This window comes from Rhizobium sp. P1_E1 (genome assembly GCF_056406015.1).
Genome location: NZ_JBFUAY010000001.1, coordinates 42,298 through 60,027 on the forward strand (window position 1 = coordinate 42,298; position 17,730 = coordinate 60,027).

General features: G+C 61.7%; 20 protein-coding genes. 18 read left to right on the forward strand and 2 right to left on the reverse strand.

Annotated elements, in window-relative coordinates; translation table 11 throughout:
• Positions 1 to 2: 2 nt before the first annotated feature.
• Complete coding sequence (gene murJ, locus AC1D1Z_RS00205; RefSeq protein WP_128408946.1) at positions 3 to 1,583, forward strand: murein biosynthesis integral membrane protein MurJ; 1,581 nt, start codon at positions 3 to 5, stop codon at positions 1,581 to 1,583.
• 24 nt (positions 1,584 to 1,607) lie between these two features.
• On the opposite strand, the gene AC1D1Z_RS00210 is transcribed toward murJ, so the two are convergent.
• Complete coding sequence (locus AC1D1Z_RS00210; RefSeq protein WP_018244506.1) at positions 1,608 to 2,036, reverse strand: YcbK family protein; 429 nt, start codon at positions 2,034 to 2,036, stop codon at positions 1,608 to 1,610.
• Positions 2,037 to 2,223: 187 nt separating this feature from the next.
• On the opposite strand from AC1D1Z_RS00210, the gene AC1D1Z_RS00215 reads away from it, so the two are divergent.
• The 16 genes from AC1D1Z_RS00215 (at position 2,224) to trmB (ending at position 16,388) form a co-directional block, all read left to right on the forward strand.
• On the forward strand, positions 2,224 to 2,622 hold the full coding sequence (locus tag AC1D1Z_RS00215; RefSeq protein WP_130715477.1) for a VOC family protein: 399 nt from the start codon (positions 2,224 to 2,226) through the stop codon (positions 2,620 to 2,622).
• 96 nt (positions 2,623 to 2,718) lie between these two features.
• A complete protein-coding gene (gene trpS, locus AC1D1Z_RS00220) occupies positions 2,719 to 3,783 on the forward strand; it encodes a tryptophan--tRNA ligase (RefSeq protein WP_018244504.1) in 1,065 nt (354 codons plus the stop codon).
• Positions 3,784 to 3,934: 151 nt separating this feature from the next.
• A complete protein-coding gene (locus tag AC1D1Z_RS00225; protein ID WP_003544884.1) occupies positions 3,935 to 4,426 on the forward strand; it encodes a universal stress protein in 492 nt (163 codons plus the stop codon).
• Positions 4,427 to 4,645: 219 nt separating this feature from the next.
• On the forward strand, positions 4,646 to 5,212 hold the full coding sequence (locus tag AC1D1Z_RS00230) for a NifU family protein (RefSeq protein ID WP_131647537.1): 567 nt from the start codon (positions 4,646 to 4,648) through the stop codon (positions 5,210 to 5,212).
• An 88-nt stretch (positions 5,213 to 5,300) separates the two neighbouring features.
• Positions 5,301 to 5,963 carry a tRNA (adenosine(37)-N6)-threonylcarbamoyltransferase complex dimerization subunit type 1 TsaB gene (tsaB, locus tag AC1D1Z_RS00235; RefSeq protein ID WP_131605497.1) on the forward strand — a complete coding sequence of 221 codons (663 nt, stop codon included), beginning with the start codon at positions 5,301 to 5,303 and terminating at the stop codon, positions 5,961 to 5,963.
• Positions 5,960 to 6,460: a GNAT family N-acetyltransferase gene (locus AC1D1Z_RS00240; protein WP_018244501.1), complete on the forward strand. Its 501-nt coding sequence runs from the start codon at positions 5,960 to 5,962 to the stop codon at positions 6,458 to 6,460. Before tsaB ends, AC1D1Z_RS00240 begins: the two co-directional genes overlap by 4 nt.
• Positions 6,461 to 6,542: 82 nt before the next feature.
• Positions 6,543 to 6,971: a Fur family transcriptional regulator gene (locus AC1D1Z_RS00245; RefSeq protein WP_003544875.1), complete on the forward strand. Its 429-nt coding sequence runs from the start codon at positions 6,543 to 6,545 to the stop codon at positions 6,969 to 6,971.
• A gap of 27 nt (positions 6,972 to 6,998) precedes the next feature.
• Complete coding sequence (gene olsA / locus AC1D1Z_RS00250) at positions 6,999 to 7,796, forward strand: lyso-ornithine lipid O-acyltransferase (RefSeq protein ID WP_477849116.1); 798 nt, start codon at positions 6,999 to 7,001, stop codon at positions 7,794 to 7,796.
• 49 nt (positions 7,797 to 7,845) lie between these two features.
• A complete protein-coding gene (gene miaB, locus AC1D1Z_RS00255; protein WP_131605495.1) occupies positions 7,846 to 9,279 on the forward strand; it encodes a tRNA (N6-isopentenyl adenosine(37)-C2)-methylthiotransferase MiaB in 1,434 nt (477 codons plus the stop codon).
• 18 nt (positions 9,280 to 9,297) lie between these two features.
• Positions 9,298 to 10,350: a PhoH family protein gene (locus AC1D1Z_RS00260; protein ID WP_018244498.1), complete on the forward strand. Its 1,053-nt coding sequence runs from the start codon at positions 9,298 to 9,300 to the stop codon at positions 10,348 to 10,350.
• Entirely contained in the window at positions 10,350 to 10,865 is a 516-nt protein-coding gene (gene ybeY / locus AC1D1Z_RS00265; RefSeq protein ID WP_018244497.1) for an rRNA maturation RNase YbeY, read from the forward strand. The genes AC1D1Z_RS00260 and ybeY overlap by 1 nt, the downstream gene beginning before the upstream one ends.
• On the forward strand, positions 10,862 to 12,007 hold the full coding sequence (locus AC1D1Z_RS00270) for a hemolysin family protein (RefSeq protein ID WP_018244496.1): 1,146 nt from the start codon (positions 10,862 to 10,864) through the stop codon (positions 12,005 to 12,007). Before ybeY ends, AC1D1Z_RS00270 begins: the two co-directional genes overlap by 4 nt.
• Before the next feature lie 80 nt (positions 12,008 to 12,087).
• The gene (lnt, locus tag AC1D1Z_RS00275; RefSeq protein ID WP_131605494.1) at positions 12,088 to 13,692 is read left to right on the forward strand and encodes an apolipoprotein N-acyltransferase; all 1,605 of its coding nucleotides are present in this window, start codon (positions 12,088 to 12,090) and stop codon (positions 13,690 to 13,692) included.
• Positions 13,693 to 13,844: 152 nt separating this feature from the next.
• On the forward strand, positions 13,845 to 14,261 hold the full coding sequence (locus tag AC1D1Z_RS00280) for a helix-turn-helix domain-containing protein (protein ID WP_018244494.1): 417 nt from the start codon (positions 13,845 to 13,847) through the stop codon (positions 14,259 to 14,261).
• A gap of 178 nt (positions 14,262 to 14,439) precedes the next feature.
• The gene (metK, locus tag AC1D1Z_RS00285) at positions 14,440 to 15,678 is read left to right on the forward strand and encodes a methionine adenosyltransferase (RefSeq protein WP_018244493.1); all 1,239 of its coding nucleotides are present in this window, start codon (positions 14,440 to 14,442) and stop codon (positions 15,676 to 15,678) included.
• A gap of 8 nt (positions 15,679 to 15,686) precedes the next feature.
• Complete coding sequence (gene trmB / locus AC1D1Z_RS00290; RefSeq protein WP_028731683.1) at positions 15,687 to 16,388, forward strand: tRNA (guanine(46)-N(7))-methyltransferase TrmB; 702 nt, start codon at positions 15,687 to 15,689, stop codon at positions 16,386 to 16,388.
• A 129-nt stretch (positions 16,389 to 16,517) separates the two neighbouring features.
• On the opposite strand, the gene AC1D1Z_RS00295 is transcribed toward trmB, so the two are convergent.
• Complete coding sequence (locus AC1D1Z_RS00295) at positions 16,518 to 17,225, reverse strand: helix-turn-helix transcriptional regulator (protein ID WP_477849121.1); 708 nt, start codon at positions 17,223 to 17,225, stop codon at positions 16,518 to 16,520.
• 89 nt (positions 17,226 to 17,314) lie between these two features.
• On the opposite strand from AC1D1Z_RS00295, the gene AC1D1Z_RS00300 reads away from it, so the two are divergent.
• Positions 17,315 to 17,713, forward strand: a complete 399-nt coding sequence (locus tag AC1D1Z_RS00300; protein WP_131605492.1) for a VOC family protein — start codon at positions 17,315 to 17,317, stop codon at positions 17,711 to 17,713.
• Positions 17,714 to 17,730: the final 17 nt, after the last annotated feature.

The window sequence follows — 17,730 nt, forward strand, 5'->3', positions numbered from 1 at the left end:
GCATGAGCCTCGTCAAGAAATTCGCGACCGTCGGCGGCGCCACCCTCGGCAGCCGCATCTTCGGCTTCGCCCGCGAAACGCTGATGGCTGCGGCCCTCGGCACCGGACCGATGGCCGACGTCTTCTACGCCGCCTTCCGCTTTCCGAACCTGTTCCGCCGGCTGTTTGCCGAGGGCGCCTTCAACGCCGCCTTCGTGCCGCTCTTTGCCAAGGAGATCGAGGCGAACGGCACGGATGGCGCCAAGCGTTTTTCGGAAGAAGTCTTCGGCGTGCTGTTTTCGGTACTGCTCCTCATCACCATCGTGATGGAGCTTGCCATGCCGCTGTTGGTGCGCTTCGTCATCGCGCCGGGCTTTGCCGACGATCCCGACAAGTTCTCGATCACGATCCGCATGGCGGCGGTGATGTTTCCCTATCTGATGTGCATGTCGCTGACGGCGATGATGAGCGGCATGCTGAATTCGCTGCATCATTTCTTCGCCGCCGCCATCGCGCCCGTCTTCCTCAACGTGGTGATGATCGGGGCGCTGTTTTATGCGCTCTATACCGGCGCCGATCCGCTGGCGACGGCCTGGTACCTCTCCTGGGGCGTTCTTGCCGCCGGCGTCCTGCAGCTCGCCGTCGTCTATGTCGGCGTGCTTGCAGCCGGCATGAGCATCGGCTTCCGTTTCCCGAAGATGACACCGAACGTCAAGCGGCTGCTGATCCTGGCGGTGCCGGCTGCGGTGACGGGCGGCATCACCCAGATCAACCAGCTGATCGGCCAGGCGATCGCCTCTTCCCGCGACGGCGCGATCGCAGCGCTGCAATATGCCGACCGCATCTATCAGCTGCCGCTCGGCGTCGTCGGCGTCGCCGTCGGCGTGGTGCTTCTGCCGGAACTTGCCCGGGCGCTGAAAGGCGGCAACCTGCGGGAGGCCGGAAACCTGCAGAACCGCTCGATCGAATTCGTGCTGTTCCTGACGATCCCAGCCGCCTTCGCGCTCTGGATCCTGTCCGACGAGATCATCCGGGTGCTCTATGAGCGCGGCGCCTTCCATCAGGAAAACACTGCGGTCGTCGGCTCGATCCTGGCGATTTACGGCATCGGCCTGCCGGCCTTTGTGTTGATCAAGGCATTGCAGCCCGGCTTCTATGCCCGCGAGGACACCAAGACGCCGATGCGCTTTTCGGCCGTCGCGGTTGCGACCAACTGCGCCACGGCGCTGACGCTCTTCCCCTATATGGGTGCGCCCGGCATCGCGGTTGCCGAAGCCACGGCCGGCTGGATCAGCACTGTGCTGCTGTTCACCACGCTTTTGCGCCGCGGCCACCTGACATGGGAATGGGCGCTGGCAAAGCGCACCGCTCTGCTGATCGTCGCCGCGGCCGTCATGGGTGCGGCGATCGTCTTCCTCAAGCAGCACTGGGCGCCCTGGCTTGCCTCCGGCGCGCCGCTTGTCACCAAGATCGGTACCCTCGGGCTGCTGATTGCGATTGCGATGCTAATCTATTTCGCCGCCGCTTTCCTGGTCGGCGGGGCAAATCTCGGCATGATCCGACGCAATCTGAACCGCAAGCCGGCGCCGGCAAAGGACGGATGAGGGCGCACTTTTCCTGGTATTGCTTCAGCAATCGACCCATCGCCTTTGCGGTCCGACGTCGACATGGATGATGCCGTTGCAATAGCTGCCGATACCGCCGATGCCCGGCGCGCTTCTTGCGGCAGCAATGATCGTGCGTTCCGACAGGCCGGGCATCCTGATATCGGCCGCCAGACATTTTCCGTGCAGCGACCCATGGCGGCGGGGATGCGGCCTGTGGCCCGAGGTTATCACAGGGCGTCGGCCGGTCTTCGCAGCAATATGCGACAGGACCGCTCGCAGGCGCCCTGGAAAGCAGCCGGCACGAACGCTGACTGTCTGGACCGTATAGGCGAGACGTGCCTGATGTTTTGGAAGATGAACGCCATGCCTTTTCATGTCTTGACCGACGGCACCCGTTGCTGATTGAAAGGCGAAAAGGCCTGCCATGGCGAGCAAAATTGCGTTCTGCATGGTCGCTCCGATCGGCTATCCAGCGACCCCAACGGCGCCGGCACCAGGCGCAGGATTTTCGGTTCAAAAAAAGCTTTTTTGTGAAATTTTATACTCAATTATGAGTAAGTCGGTTGATCAATTCGGCTTAAAATCCGGGGAATTGTGGCTCAAAGGTGGAATAAACATCTCAAACGCGAGGCAGCACATGACGATCCAGTCTCTTTTCCTCGTCACCCTCGTGGTCGACGATTACGACCGCGCCAAGGCTTTTTATTGCGATGGTCTCGGTTTCGATTGCCTTCAGGACGAGCTGCAGCCGGAGGGCAAGCGCTGGGTGGTGGTGAAGCCGAGGGGCGGGGATGGAGCCGCGTTTCTGCTGGCGCAGGCGGCAGGCGAGACGCAGCGCGCGGCCATCGGCAATCAGACGGGTGGCCGTGTCGGCTTCTTTCTAAAGACCGACGATTTCGCCCGCGACCATGCCGCGATGCTGGCAGTCGGCGTGCGCTTTCTGGAAGAGCCGCGTCATGAGGTTTACGGCACGGTGGCGGTCTTTGCGGATCCCTACGGCAACACTTTCGATCTGATCCAACACGCGGCTGCCTGAACCCCTTGATTGCGACCGGTCGGCCGTGCATAAGCCGCCGCGTTAGCAACATGGGCGCAAAGCCCTGGGGCCCTCCACCAGCCTATTGAGGACGACATGAGCGAATTCAAGAAACTCGTATTCTCCGGCGTGCAGCCGACCGGCAATCTGCATCTCGGCAATTATCTCGGCGCGATCCGCCGGTTCGTGGCACTGCAGGAAGGCAATGACTGCATCTACTGCGTCGTCGACATGCATGCGCTCACCGCCCAACTCGTGCACGAGGACATGCCGAGCCAGACGCGCTCGATCGCCGCTGCCTTCATCGCCGCCGGCATCGACCCGGAAAAGCATATCGTCTTCAATCAGTCGGCCGTGCCGCAGCATGCCGAACTCGCCTGGATCTTCAACTGCGTTGCCCGCATCGGCTGGATGAACCGGATGACGCAGTTCAAGGACAAGGCCGGCAAGGACCGCGAGCAGGCCTCGCTCGGCCTTTACGCCTATCCGAGCCTGATGGCCGCCGACATTCTCGTCTATCGCGGTACCCATGTTCCGGTTGGCGAGGACCAGAAGCAGCATCTGGAGCTTGCCCGCGACATCGCGATGAAGTTCAACCTCGACTATGCCGAGCATATCAGCAGGACCGGCTACGGCGTCGACATCACCGTCGGCAACGAGCCGGTACATGCCTATTTCCCGATGGTCGAGCCGCTGATCGGCGGGCCGGCGCCGCGCGTCATGTCGCTGCGCGACGGCACCAAGAAAATGTCGAAATCGGATCCCTCCGATCTCTCGCGCATCAACCTGATGGATGACGAGGACGCGATCTCGAAGAAGATCCGCAAGGCCAAGACCGATCCGGACGGCTTGCCGAGCGAGATCGACGGGTTGCAGGGCCGTCCGGAAGCCGAAAATCTGGTGGCGATCTATGCCGCACTCGCCGACAAGTCGAAGGCGGACGTGCTGGCCGAATTCGGCGGCCAGCAGTTCTCCGTCTTCAAGCCGGCGCTGGTCGATTTGGCGATCCACGTGCTGGCGCCGATCACCGGCGAAATGCGCCGGCTGATGGACGATACCAGCCATATCGACGCGATCCTGCGCAAGGGCGGCGAGCGCGCAAGAGCGCGCGCCGAGGTGACGATGAGCCAAGTGCGCGACGTCATCGGCTTCCTCTATTGAGATAAATCTCCTCTTCTCTCCGCCGTGGGAGAAGGGGACCGTCCGCTGGGGAGAAGGCGACCTTCCCCGGGGGAGAAGAGGATTTCTTCTCGGGCATCAGGGCAAAAACTGGACTTGCAAATTTTCCGCTTCGGGTGTCAGAGTCGGCGCCATGGTATCGAAGCGACTCTCACGGCTCGAAGGTCACCGCCGCAAATTCATGGCGGTGATTGACGGCACACCCGAATGCCAACGCGCCGTTCATTATGCCGGCCGGCGCGCGAAGAATTCCAATGGCGGGCTGGTGCTGCTCTATGTGATCCCGGATGGGGATTTCCAGCAATGGCTCGGCGTCGAAGAAATCATGCGGGCCGAAGCGCGTGAAGAGGCCGAGGCGGTCGTTGCCAAGATCGCCCAGATCGTGCGCGAGACCATCGGCATCGAGCCTGAGGTCGTCATCCGCGAGGGCGGTGCTGCCGAACAGATCAACGCCGTGATCGAGGAAGACCGCGATGTGGCGATCCTGGTTCTGGCCGCCGGTTCGGCGAAGGAAGGTCCAGGGCCGCTGGTCTCCTCGGTCGCCGGCCGCGCGGCGGCGTTTCCGATCCCGGTCACCGTGCTGCCGGATACGCTGACCAACGAGGAAATCGACGCCCTCTGCTAGAGCATGATGCCGAAAAGTGTGCGCGGTTTTCGGACGACATCATGCTCTAACTATTTAATTTAGAACAGGATTCAGATTTTAGGCCGACTTGGCCTAAAATCATCCTGTTCTAGCTTTTCTTGAGTACAAGTCTCTTGATTAGAGCCGCCAATCGGCTTATCTTCTTTTGAAGAATTCTAAAGACGGCCGAAACCATGGGCCGGCCGCATGGAGAACCAGATGTTCATTCAGACCGAAGCCACGCCGAACCCCGCCACGCAGAAATTCCTGCCGGGCAAGGTGGTGATGGAAAACGGCACGGCCGAGTTCCGCAGCACTGAGGAGGCTGCAGCCTCGCCGCTCGCCGCTCGGCTGTTCGAAATATCGGGCGTCACCGGCGTCTATTTCGGCTATGATTTCATTTCCGTCTCCAAGGACAATGCCGACTGGCAACATCTTAAGCCGGCTATATTAGGTTCGATCATGGAGCACTTCATGTCCGGCAAGCCGGTCATGGGCGATGCCTCCATCCTTTCCGAAGACGCCGATGCCGGCGACGAATTCTTCGACGAAGGCGATGAATCGATCGTGCTGACCATCAAGGAGCTTCTGGAAACCCGCGTGCGCCCGGCCGTTGCCCAAGACGGCGGCGACATCACCTTCCGCGGCTTCAGGGACGGCAAGGTCTATCTGAACATGAAGGGTTCCTGCGCCGGCTGCCCGTCTTCGACGGCAACGCTGAAGCACGGCGTGCAGAACCTGCTGCGCCATTTCGTTCCGGAAGTGCAGGAAGTGATTGCCGCTTAAAAATCTTGAATTCGTCCGGCCGTTCATCTCAGGTTCGACCGAACGGATTTATCGATAGGCGACACTAGTTTATTCGGAAATTGATGGCATGATCATTCTGGCGCTCGACACGGCAGGTGTGGACTGCGCTGCCGCCGTCTATGACAGCGGCAGGGATACGGTGCTGGGGGAGGCATCGGACATGATCGGCAAGGGGCATGCTGAACATCTGATTGGTATCGTCGATCGCGCGCTGGATCAGGCGGGACTTGCACTTTCTCATATCGACCGCCTTGCCGTCACCATCGGTCCCGGCTCCTTTACCGGTATCCGCGTCGGTGTTGCCGCAGCCCGCGGTTTTGCGCTCTCCCTCAATGTGCCGGCCGTCGGCATCACGACACTCGAAGTCATGGCCTCAGCCCAGCGCGACAAGACGCCTCATCGCGCCGTGCTGGCGGCGATGGATGCCAAGCGCGACGAGATCTACCTCCAGTCCTTCGCAGCCGACGGTTCGTCCCTCGACACGCCACGGGCAGTCAGCGTTGCAGAAGCACAGGCATTTGCCGCCGGCTTCGACGGCGAGATCACCGGTTCGGCGACGGCGCTGCTGAAGGCCGACACCGGCGGCGATCACACCAACAGGTTCCCGATCTCCATCGTGGCGCGCCTGGGCGCTGCCGCCTCCCCCGATGCCGGAAAGCCGAAGCCCCTTTATCTGCGCGGACCCGATGCCAAACCGCAGGCCGGATACGCGATTGCGCGACGAGTATGACGATGCTGGAAGCCTATCTGACGCTGAAACCGGAATTCGAGATCATCGCCATGGAGCGCGAGGATTGCCGCGATGTCGCCGTCCTGCACGGCGAGCGCTTCGCCCGGCCCTGGGGCGACGGTGAATTTCACGGCCTGCTGATGCAGGACACTGTGTTCGGCTTCGTCGCGCGCCAGACCAATGCCATCCTGAAAAAGCCGCTTCCGGGTTTCATTCTTGCCCGCCATGTCGCCGGCGAGGCTGAAATCCTGACCATTGCCGTGCAGGCGAAGGTCGCCCGTGCCGGACTGGGCTGGCGGCTGATGCAGGCGGCGATGCGGGAAGCGCGGTCGCGCGGCGGCGAGAGCATGTTTCTCGAGGTCGACAACGGCAATACGGCAGCGCTTGGCCTCTACCGCAAGCTCGGCTTCGAAAAGGTCGGCGAACGTCAGGGTTACTACAGACAGGAAAACGGCGCCCTCTCCACGGCGCTTGTCATGAAGCGCGTTCTTCGGTAGTTCCCTGGCAGCAAGATGACATGCAGGCCGGCGCAAATGCCGTGCGGCGTTGTCGAAACACGAATGTCTCTATAGGCCGGCGATGACTGATGTAGCCAAGACCCTTGAGGAGCTTTGCACCGAACGCGGCATGCGCATGACCGAGCAGCGCCGCGTGATCGCGCGCATCCTGGAAGACTCGGAAGACCATCCCGACGTCGAAGAACTCTACCGCCGCTCGGTGAAGGTCGATGCGAAGATCTCGATCTCGACCGTCTATCGCACCGTGAAACTGTTCGAGGATGCCGGCATCATCGCCCGGCACGACTTCCGCGACGGGCGCTCGCGCTACGAAACGGTGCCGGAAGAACACCACGACCATCTGATCGACCTGAAGACCGGCACGGTCATCGAATTCCGCTCGCCGGAGATCGAGGCGCTGCAGGAGCGCATCGCCCGCGAGCACGGCTTCCGGCTGGTCGACCACCGGCTGGAGCTCTACGGCGTGCCGTTGAAGAAGGAAGACCTCTGAAGCAATGGCAGCCCGGGAGACCAGCATTTGATCGCCTGGTTGCGCATCGCCTTCGCCGCGGTCGTCATCCTTGCCGTCAGCATCGTGCTCATGCCGCTGCAGGTGCTGGCGCTGCGTTTCGACTGGCGGCTGCGCCGCAGCCTGCCGCGCGTCTGGCACCGGATCGTCTGCTATTGCCTCGGCATCCGCGTCCGCGTGAGCGGCAAGCTGGAAGATCGCCGGCCGCTGATGCTCTGTTCCAACCATTCTTCCTGGCTGGATATCATGGTGATGTCGGCCGTTGCCGACGTCGTCTTCATTGCCAAGATCGAGGTGCGCGACTGGCCGATCTTCGGCGCGCTCGCCAAACTGCAGAAGAGTGTCTTCGTCGTGCGCGAGGAGCGGCGCAAGACCGGCCATCAGGCAAACGAGATCGCCGGGCGCATGGCCGACGGTGAGATCGTCGTGCTCTTCCCCGAGGGCACGACCTCGGACGGCAACCGGCTGTTGGAGGTCAAGTCGTCGCTGTTCGGCGCTGCCGCGATGGYGGTGCCGACGTCGCCGACGGGAACGGTCGTGGTGCAGCCAGTGGCGGTTGCCTATACCAGGGTGCACGGCATCGCCATGGGGCGCTATCACCGGCGGCTCGCGGCCTGGCCGGGGGATCTCGACCTCTTGCCGCATCTCATCGATATCGTGCGCTGCGGCGCCATCGACGCCGAAGTTTCCTTCGGCGAGGCGGTGGATTACCGCGCCGATACCAGCCGCAAGGAGGTGAGCGCGACGATTGCCTTGCGCATCCGCAACCTCCTCAACAGCCGACTGCGCGGGCGGGAAATCTCCTGAAACAAGATTTCGATTTTCTCCGGCGTCAAAAACCACTAAATAGCGCGCCATGACACAGGACAGCGCCCTTCTCCCGGCCCCGAAGGCAATCCCCCACGAAGGCCCCAACGAGGCCCTCCGCGACGGCAGCAACAGCCGCAAGGTCTTCATCAAGACCTACGGCTGCCAGATGAACGTCTACGATTCGACGCGCATGAGCGATGCCCTCGCCCGCGACGGCTATGAGCCGACGGACGATATGGAAGAGGCGGATCTCGTTCTCCTCAACACCTGCCATATCAGAGAGAAGGCGGCCGAGAAGGTCTATTCGGCGCTTGGGCGGCTGCGCGAGATGAAAAAGAAGAAGGCGGCGGACGGCCGGGAGATGATGATCGGCGTTGCCGGCTGTGTCGCCCAAGCCGAAGGCGAGGAGATCCTGCGCCGCGCGCCTGCCGTCGACGTCGTCATCGGCCCGCAGACCTATCACCGCCTGCCGGAGGCGCTGCGCCGGGCCAAACAAGGCCAGCGCGTCGTCGATACCGAATATGCGATCGAAGACAAATTCGAGCATCTGCCGATCGCCGAGAGCCGAAAGATCCGCGCCCGCGGCGTTACCGCCTTCCTGACGGTGCAGGAGGGCTGCGACAAGTTCTGCACTTTCTGTGTCGTGCCCTATACACGCGGCTCGGAAGTGTCGAGGCCGGTTTCCCAGATCGTCGAGGAAGCCGAAAAGCTCGCCGAAAGCGGGGTGCGCGAGATCACCCTGCTCGGGCAGAACGTCAACGCCTGGCACGGCGCCGGGCCGCGGGGCGAGGCATGGAGCCTCGGCGACCTGCTCTACCGGCTGGCCGAGATCCCCGGCCTTGCCCGGCTGCGCTATACCACAAGCCATCCGCGCGACATGGACGACCGGCTGATCAATGCCCATCGCGACCTCAGGGCGCTGATGCCGTATCTGCACCTGCCGGTGCAATCAGGTTCGGACCGCATCCTGAAAGCGATGAACCGGCGTCATACGGCGGCCGAATATCTGGCGCTGATTGCGCGCATCCGCACGGTGCGGCCGGACATCGCACTGTCGGGCGATTTCATCACCGGCTTTCCGGGGGAGACAGACAAGGATTTTGAGGATACACTGAGGCTTGTGGAGGAGGTCCGTTATGCACAGGCCTTCTCGTTCAAATACTCGACACGGCCGGGCACACCCGGCGCGGAACTGAAGGACCAGGTGCCGGAAGAGATCAAGGCAGAACGGCTGGAACGCCTGCAAATGCTTCTCCTGAAGCAGCAGCAGGAATTTGCCGAATCCTGCATCGGCAAAGAGATTGACCTGTTGCTCGAAAAGCCCGGTCGCATGCCGGAACAACTAATCGGACGTTCTCCCTGGCTTCAATCTGTGAATGTTGATGCAAAAGCATCGCAAATCGGTGACATTATCAAAGTGCGAATCACAGGAACCGGAACGAACAGCCTGTTTGCCGAACGCGCAGAGGCTGCGGTTTAACCTAAGGAGCCCGACCGCTTGAACGGACAAGAATTGGTTTCTTCTTCACCGCGCCACCCCCGCACGCCGAGCGACACCAATCACTTCGTCCTGACGTTCGAGAACAACCGCTTCGCCAGCGAGCTCTTCGGTCAATTCGACCAGAACCTCAAACTGCTCGAGCAACGGCTGAACATCGATGCGCGGGCGCGCGGCAATTCGGTCGTCATCACAGGCGATATCGTGACCACCAACCAGGCGCGGCGCACACTCGACTATCTCTATGAAAAGCTTCAGAAAGGCGGCAGCGTGGAACGATCCGACGTCGAGGGCGCAATCCGTATGGCGGTCGCCGCCGACGATCAGCTCAGCCTGCCAACCATGGAGCGCAAGGCCAAGCTGACGATGGCACAGGTTTCCACACGCAAGAAGACGATCATCGCCCGTACGCCGACCCAGGATGCCTATATCAGGGCGCTGGAACGCGCCGAGCTTGTCTTCGGCGTCGGCCCGGCCGGCACCGGCAAGACCTATCTCGCCGTCGCCCATGCCGCTCAGCTCCTGGAGCGTGGCGCGGTCGAAAAGATCATCCTGTCGCGCCCGGCTGTCGAGGCCGGCGAGCGCCTCGGCTTCCTGCCCGGCGACATGAAGGAAAAGGTCGACCCCTATCTTCGCCCGCTTTATGATGCGCTCTACGACATGATCCCTGCCGACAAGGTCGATCGGGCAATCACCGCCGGCGTCATCGAAATCGCGCCGCTCGCCTTCATGCGCGGCCGCACGCTCGCCAACGCCGCCATCATCCTCGACGAAGCGCAGAATACGACGTCGATGCAGATGAAGATGTTCCTGACGCGTCTCGGCGAAAATGCCCGCATGATCGTCACCGGCGACCCGAGCCAGATCGACCTGCCGCGCGGCGTCAAATCCGGCCTCGTCGAGGCCTTGCAGCTTCTGAACGGCGTCGAGGGCATCTCGATCGTGCGCTTCAAGGATACCGACGTCGTCCGCCATCCGCTGGTCGGGCGCATCGTCAGGGCCTATGATTCCACTTACGCCGTCGAAACCGAAGAAGTCAGCCGGCAGGACTAATGGCCGAACTCGACATCCAGATCAGCGTCGAGGACGTCGGCTGGCCCGGCGAGGAGACGCTGCTGTCGTTTTGCGAACGCGTGCTCGGTGCCGCGGTGGTCTATCTCCGCGACAGCGAGAAGCAGCCCTTCCCGACGATGCCGCCCGAGGTTTCGCTCGTCTTCACCGACGATGCCTCGATCCAGGACATCAACGCCGAATGGCGCGGCAAGGACAAGGCGACCAATGTGCTCTCCTTTCCGGCCTTTCCGGTTCAGCCCGGCAAGATGCCCGGCCCGATGCTGGGCGACATCATCATCGCCCGGGAGACGTTGGAGCGGGAAGCGGCCGAGCTAGAAAAGAGTTTCGACGACCACCTGACCCACCTTCTGGTGCACGGTTTCTTGCATCTTCTCGGCTACGACCATATGAATAGTGCCGAAGCCGAAATTATGGAGGGGCTGGAGACTCGCATTTTGGCCCAGCTCGGCCTATCTGATCCCTACGAGGGTCAAGACCTTAAAATGGAACCATGAGCGACTTTACGACGAAGCCGGCGGCAGACGCCAAGGACTCCGAGTCATCCTCCTCTTCGGACGAGGCAGGCAGTAGTAGTCGGCCATCCGGCCGATCGCAATCCTTCTGGTCGCGCGCCGCGCGCATCCTTCGCCCGCAGCAGGGCTCGCGACTGCGCGAGGATCTCGCCGACGCGCTGATGACCGATGCGGCCGGCGACGACGCCTTTTCGCCCGACGAACGGGCGATGCTCAACAACATCCTGCGCTTTCGCGAGGTGCGCGTCGCCGACGTGATGGTGCCGCGCGCCGATATCGAGGCGGTCGACCAGAACATCACCATCGGCGAGCTGATGATCCTCTTTGAGGAATCCGGCCGCTCGCGCATGCCCGTCTATGCCGATACGCTCGACGATCCGCGTGGCATGGTGCATATCCGCGACCTGCTCTCCTACGTCGCCAAGCAGGCGCGCAACAAGCGCCGCGGCCCGACGAAACCGGCCGTTGCCGTGCCGGCGATCGAGGTTGCGCCCGAAAACATCCAGAAGACCACGCGTTCGGCCAAGACGAATTTCGATCTCGCCCGCGTCGACCTGCAAAAGACGCTGGCCGAGGCCGGTATCATCCGCAAGATCCTGTTCGTGCCGCCGTCGATGCTGGCGTCCGACCTGTTGCGTCGCATGCAGGTGAACCGCACGCAGATGGCGCTCGTCATCGACGAGTATGGCGGCACCGACGGGCTTGCCTCGCATGAGGACATCGTCGAGATGGTGGTCGGCGACATMGACGACGAACATGACGACGAAGAGGTGATGTTCAAGCGCGTCGCCGAAGACGTCTTCATCGCCGACGCGCGCGTCGAACTGGAAGAGATCGCCGCGGCGATCGGGCCGGATTTCGACATCAGCGAGCAGGTCGACGAGGTCGATACGCTGGGCGGCCTGATCTTCTCGGCGCTCGGCCGCATCCCGGTGCGCGGCGAAGTCGTCCAGGCGCTCCCGGGCTTCGAATTCCACATCCTCGACGCCGATCCGCGCCGCATCAAGCGGCTGCGCATCACCCGCAAGCGCCATGCGATCCGCCGCCGGACCAAGCTGGATGGCGACATCTCCCCCGGCTCCGAGGCCGGCGACGACCGGCCGGCGGAATCGACCGCGAACTGACAGCACCCAACTGACGGGACAAAGAGCCGCTTTTTTGAAAGACTGCGAACGGGTTGATTCGCGGTTTGATGGGAGTGCGCATGGAGCGGCTTGCGGACAGGGTTATCCTCGTCTGGGGTTTCAAACGGTCGCTGCTGGCCATCGCCGCCGGGGCATTCGCGGTTCTGGCGCTGCCGCCCATCGGTTTTTTCGCGGCGATGTTCGTCTCCTTCACACTGCTCGTCTGGCTGATCGACGGGGCGGCGGCTTCGCCTGAAAGCGGCCTGATCGGCAGGCTATGGCCGGCGTTTGCCACCGGCTGGCTGTTCGGCTTCGGCTATTTCGTCGCCGGCCTCTGGTGGCTCGGCCATGCGCTGCTGGTCGATCAGGAAGAATTCGCCTGGGCGCTGCCGCTGGCAATCCTCGGGCTGCCGGCCTGTCTTGCAATCTTCTACGGGCTGGCGGGTGCCCTTGCCCGCATCTTCTGGTCAGATGGCATGGGGCGGATCGCCGCCCTTGCGGCAGGCTTCGGGCTGATGGAATGGCTTCGAAGCGTGATCCTCACCGGCTTTCCCTGGAATGCCATCGGCTACGGCATGATGCCGGTTCCGCTGATGATGCAGTCGGCACATGTGATCGGGGCGATGGGGGTGACGGCCCTTGCCGTCTTCGTCTTTTCCGCGCCTGCCCTTGCCGGGACACGGCAAGGGGCGCGGCCGGGCATCGCGCTTGCTGTCCTGCTGTTTGCCGCCCATCTCGGTTATGGCGCTTATGCTCTCCATCTCGCGCCGCGGCCGGACGCCTTGCCAGAGGACAAACGGCCGGTGGTGCGGCTGGTGCAGCCGGCCATCGACCAGGCGGCGAAGATGGATAACGACGCCGACCGCGCCGCGATCTTCGAGACGCATCTGAAGCTGTCAGCCGAAGCGCCGAAGAATGGCGGGCGCAAGCCCGATATCATCGTCTGGCCGGAAACCTCGATCCCCTTCATCCTCACCGACAACCAGGATGCGCTCACGCGGATCGCCGATACGCTTGACGACAATCAGATCCTGATCGCCGGCGCCGTACGCGCCGAGGAAATGGGACCGGGCACCCCGGTGCGCTACTATAATTCCATTTACGTGATCGACGGCCGCGGCCAGATCATCGCCGCCTCCGACAAGGTGCATCTGGTGCCTTTCGGCGAATATCTGCCCTTCGAGGACGTGCTCACCGGATTCGGCATCCAGAACGTCGTCGAGATGCCGGGAGGGTTTTCGGCCGCGGCAAGCCGGCACCTGCTGACGCTGCCCGGCGGGCTCAATCTCTATCCGCTGATCTGCTACGAAATCATTTTCCCCGATGAAATGACCGGCGACATAAAAGACGCCAACGCGATCCTCAATATCACCAATGATGCCTGGTTCGGCGCGACGCCCGGCCCCTACCAGCATTTCCAGCAGGCGCGGGTACGGGCCGTGGAAACCGGCCTGCCGCTGATTCGTGATGCCAATAGCGGCATTTCAGCGCTGGTGAATGCCCATGGGGAAATTATTGCGGGTCTCGATCTTGCGGAAACCGGCTTCATCGATGCAACGCTCGATAGTATCAGCGACGGGCGCGGAACAACATACCCCCGGCAAACTTACTTCTGGTTGACCGAGGCGCTGCTGATTCTGATTGCGCTAATTTCTCGCAGAGGTTTTATTTCCGGGTTGAATTGACCAAAAACCCCTAAAATTGCATAGTGATGACAATCGGCGTTCTTAACGTATGTTTGAAGGTGGGTTCCTCACCGCTTGCAACGTGGCGTTTTGGGATGGATCAGGGGCATGCCGGTTAGAAACAGGTTGAAATTCTTAGCTAGGGCACGACCATGATTGAAAACAAAAAGAAGCCGAATCCGATCGACATCCATGTTGGCAGCCGTATTCGCCTCCGTCGTACGATGCTGGGCATGAGCCAGGAAAAGCTTGGCGAAAGCCTTGGCATCACATTCCAGCAGATCCAGAAATACGAAAAGGGCACCAACCGCGTCGGCGCAAGCCGTCTGCAGAACATCTCGAACATCCTCAATGTTCCGGTGTCCTTTTTCTTCGAGGACGCGCCCGGCGAACATTCTGCCGGCGGCGGCATGGCCGAAGCCTCCAGTTCGAATTACGTCGTCGATTTCCTGTCTTCCTCGGAAGGCCTGCAGCTCAACCGCGCCTTCGTCAAAATTTCCGATCCCAAGGTTCGCCGCAAGGTCGTGGAGCTGGTGAAAGCTTTGGCAGCTGAAGCCGACGCCGACTGAACGACGACCATCGCAGAATTCGAAAGGCGGTCGAAAGGCCGCCTTTTTTGCGTTTTTGGGGCAAAATTTGTCACTTTGCCGCAGATATAAAGATATATTTATGTCCTTCTGCGCTTGTCATCGGCCCTCGAACTGAGTACCTACTAGCTGGCTTTTATTCTTTGAGGGGAATCCCGAAATGCGCGCGAATTATCTCTTTACCAGCGAATCTGTTGCCGAAGGTCATCCGGACAAAGTCTGTGACCGCATCTCCGACGAGATCGTCGATCTGGTCTACCGCGAAGCGGCCAAGACCGGCGTCAATCCATGGGGCGTGCGCATTGCCTGCGAAACGCTGGCGACGACCAACCGCGTCGTCATCGCCGGCGAAGTTCGTCTGCCGCCGAGCCTGATGAAGAAGGACAAGGACGGCAAGGACGTCATCAACCCGTCGAAGTTCAAGGCCGCCGCTCGCCGCGCCATCAAGGATATCGGCTACGAGCAGGATGGCTTCCACTGGAAGAAGGCCAAGATCGACGTGCTGCTTCACTCGCAGTCGGCCGACATCGCGCAGGGCGTCGACAGCGCTTCTGACCAGCAGGGCGACGAAGGCGCCGGCGACCAGGGCATCATGTTCGGTTATGCCTGCCGCGAAACGCCGGATCTGATGCCGGCTCCGATCTATTATTCCCACAAGATCCTGCAGCTGCTCGCGGTTGCCCGCAAGAAGGGCGACGGCGAAGTTGCCAAGCTCGGCCCCGATGCCAAGAGCCAGGTGACCGTGCGTTACGTCGACGGCAAGCCGTCGGAAGCAACCTCGATCGTGCTTTCGACCCAGCATCTCGACGAGAGCTGGGATTCGAACAAGGTCCGCGCCGTCGTCGAGCCCTATATCCGCGAAGCGCTCGGCGAGCTGAAGATCGCTGACGATTGCAAGTGGTACATCAACCCGACCGGCAAGTTCGTCATCGGCGGACCGGACGGCGATGCGGGCCTCACCGGCCGCAAGATCATCGTCGACACCTACGGCGGTGCCGCTCCGCATGGCGGCGGTGCATTCTCCGGCAAGGACACGACGAAGGTCGACCGTTCGGCCGCCTATGCCGCCCGCTATCTTGCCAAGAACGTCGTCGCCGCCGGCCTTGCCGACCGTTGCACGATCCAGATCTCCTACGCGATCGGCGTCGCCCAGCCGCTGTCGATCTATGTCGACCTGCACGGCACCGGCAAGTTCACCGAGGATCAGATCGAGGCAGCGATCCGCAAGAACATGGACCTTTCGCCGACCGGCATCCGCCGCCATCTCGACCTCAACAAGCCGATCTATGCCAAGACCTCCGCTTACGGCCATTTCGGCCGCAAGGCCGGCCGCGACGGCTCGTTCTCCTGGGAGCGCACCGACCTCGTGAAGGCGCTCAAGGAAAGCGTGAAAGCCTGAGATAAAGCATGACGGATATGGAACGCCGCGGCCGGGCGACCGAAGCCTTCTTCGGTCGTCGCAAGGGCAAGGCTCTGCGCGAACAGCAGGCCGAGACGCTGAACAGTCTCCTGCCGGCATTCCTGATCGATCTCTCAGCGGCTCCCCCGGAGCCGCTGACATCCCTCTTCCCGGTTCCGGTGGAGAGATTGCGGCTGGAAATCGGTTTCGGCGGCGGCGAGCACCTGATCCACCGCGCGCTGGAGACGCCTTCGACCGGCTTCATCGGTGTCGAACCCTTCGTCAATTCCATGCAGAAGCTGTTGTCGCGCATCGGCGAGACGGGTGCCTCCAATATCCGCGTCTATAATGACGACGCGACGCAACTGCTCGATTGGCTGCCGGACGGCTCACTCGATCAGATCGACTTGCTCTATCCCGATCCCTGGCCGAAGCGGAAACACTGGAAACGGCGTTTCGTCTCGAAAACCAATCTCGACCGCTTTCATCGCGTGCTGAAGCCTGGCGGCCTGTTCTGCTTCGCCTCCGACATCGACACCTATGTCAACTGGACGCTGATCAAATGCCGCGACCATGGCGGTTTCGACTGGATAGCCAACAATGCAGCGGATTGGCTGACGCCCTATGAGGGCTGGCCGAGCACACGTTACGAGGCCAAGGCCAGGCGCGAGGGCCGGTCTTCGGCCTATCTGACATTCAGGAAGATCTGAGGCTGCCGACAAGTCGGCGAACGCGCCGGGATGTTCCTCGGCGCGAAAGATCGCATGAGGCGCAGGCCTGACGGATTTCCGGTATTGTGCGGCAAGTGCCATCAATGACCGCTAACGGCCCCGAAACGGTCACTGCGCCCCACGGGAATTCCGCATTTCGGCATCGCGCCACTGCTGCCATCGCTGCCTCAGCTTGCTCCGGGACATGCCTATGGATTCACCGAGAATCTCGACTTTGAGGATCCGTTCCGTGCGGAAATGACGGAAGGCTTGTTTCGATTGGCACCAAGCGATCAAGAGGCTGTGCGTGTCGGCATAGCCGAGAAGCACAGGCCAGACGATGCGGCTGGTGATCGTCTCATCCGCCGCGCGATAGTCGAGCTCAAGCTTGCGGCCTTCCCTGATCGCCAACCTGAGCGGACGCGTATCGCATGTCACATCGCCGCCGACATCATCCGGTTTGATGCCGCCGGCGGGTTGGGCAATATAGGGAAGAAGGTCCTGCGGCATGAYCGATGTGATCTTGGCCATCACATCGCTGGCGGCATTCCGCATGGCCGCGTCATTCAACCTTGCCACCATTTGAACGCCGAGCACGACGGCCTCGATCTCGTCAGGCGTCAGCATGAGCGGCGGCATGTCATATCGCGGATCGAGGACGTAGCCGAACCCCGCTTCACCCTCGATTGGAACACGCTGGGCAATCAGGTGTGCGATATCGCGGTAGACGGTTCGCCGCGCGACCTCAAGTTCATCCGCAAGCTCAGACGAGGTCACCGGGCGGCTCGACCGTCGAAGAATCTGGATGATCTGAAAAAGTCGATCTGCTTTTCGCATGCCTGATGACTCCTGCTGCCACAACGCTGTCAGCACGGCTATGTCACAAAAGCAAGGAAAGAGACGGTCGCGCACCCAAGGAGAAGATCATGAAGTTCGCATCCACCCGCCTCATTGCCTCGGATATGACCGGCATGGTGGCCTTTTATGAGCTTGTGACGGGCTGTCGCGCCGACTGGCTTGCGCCCCACTTCGCCGAGATCGTCACCCCCGGCGCGAGCCTCGCAATAGGCAGCGCGGAAACCGTGGCCTTGTTCAGCGAAGGCAGTGCGGAGCCCGGGGCCAACAGGACGGCCATTCTCGAGTTCATGGTATCGGACGTCGATGCGGAATTCGCACGGCTCAAGGACCAGGTCACGGTCGTGCACGCCCCCAAGGATTTGCCTTGGGGCAATCGGACAGTGCAGATTTCCGATCCCGAGGGGACACGCGTTGCCCTCTATACACCGGTAACCGACGCCGCGAGACAGCGTTTCGCCGGCCGTTGATTGACCGACGCTGTTTG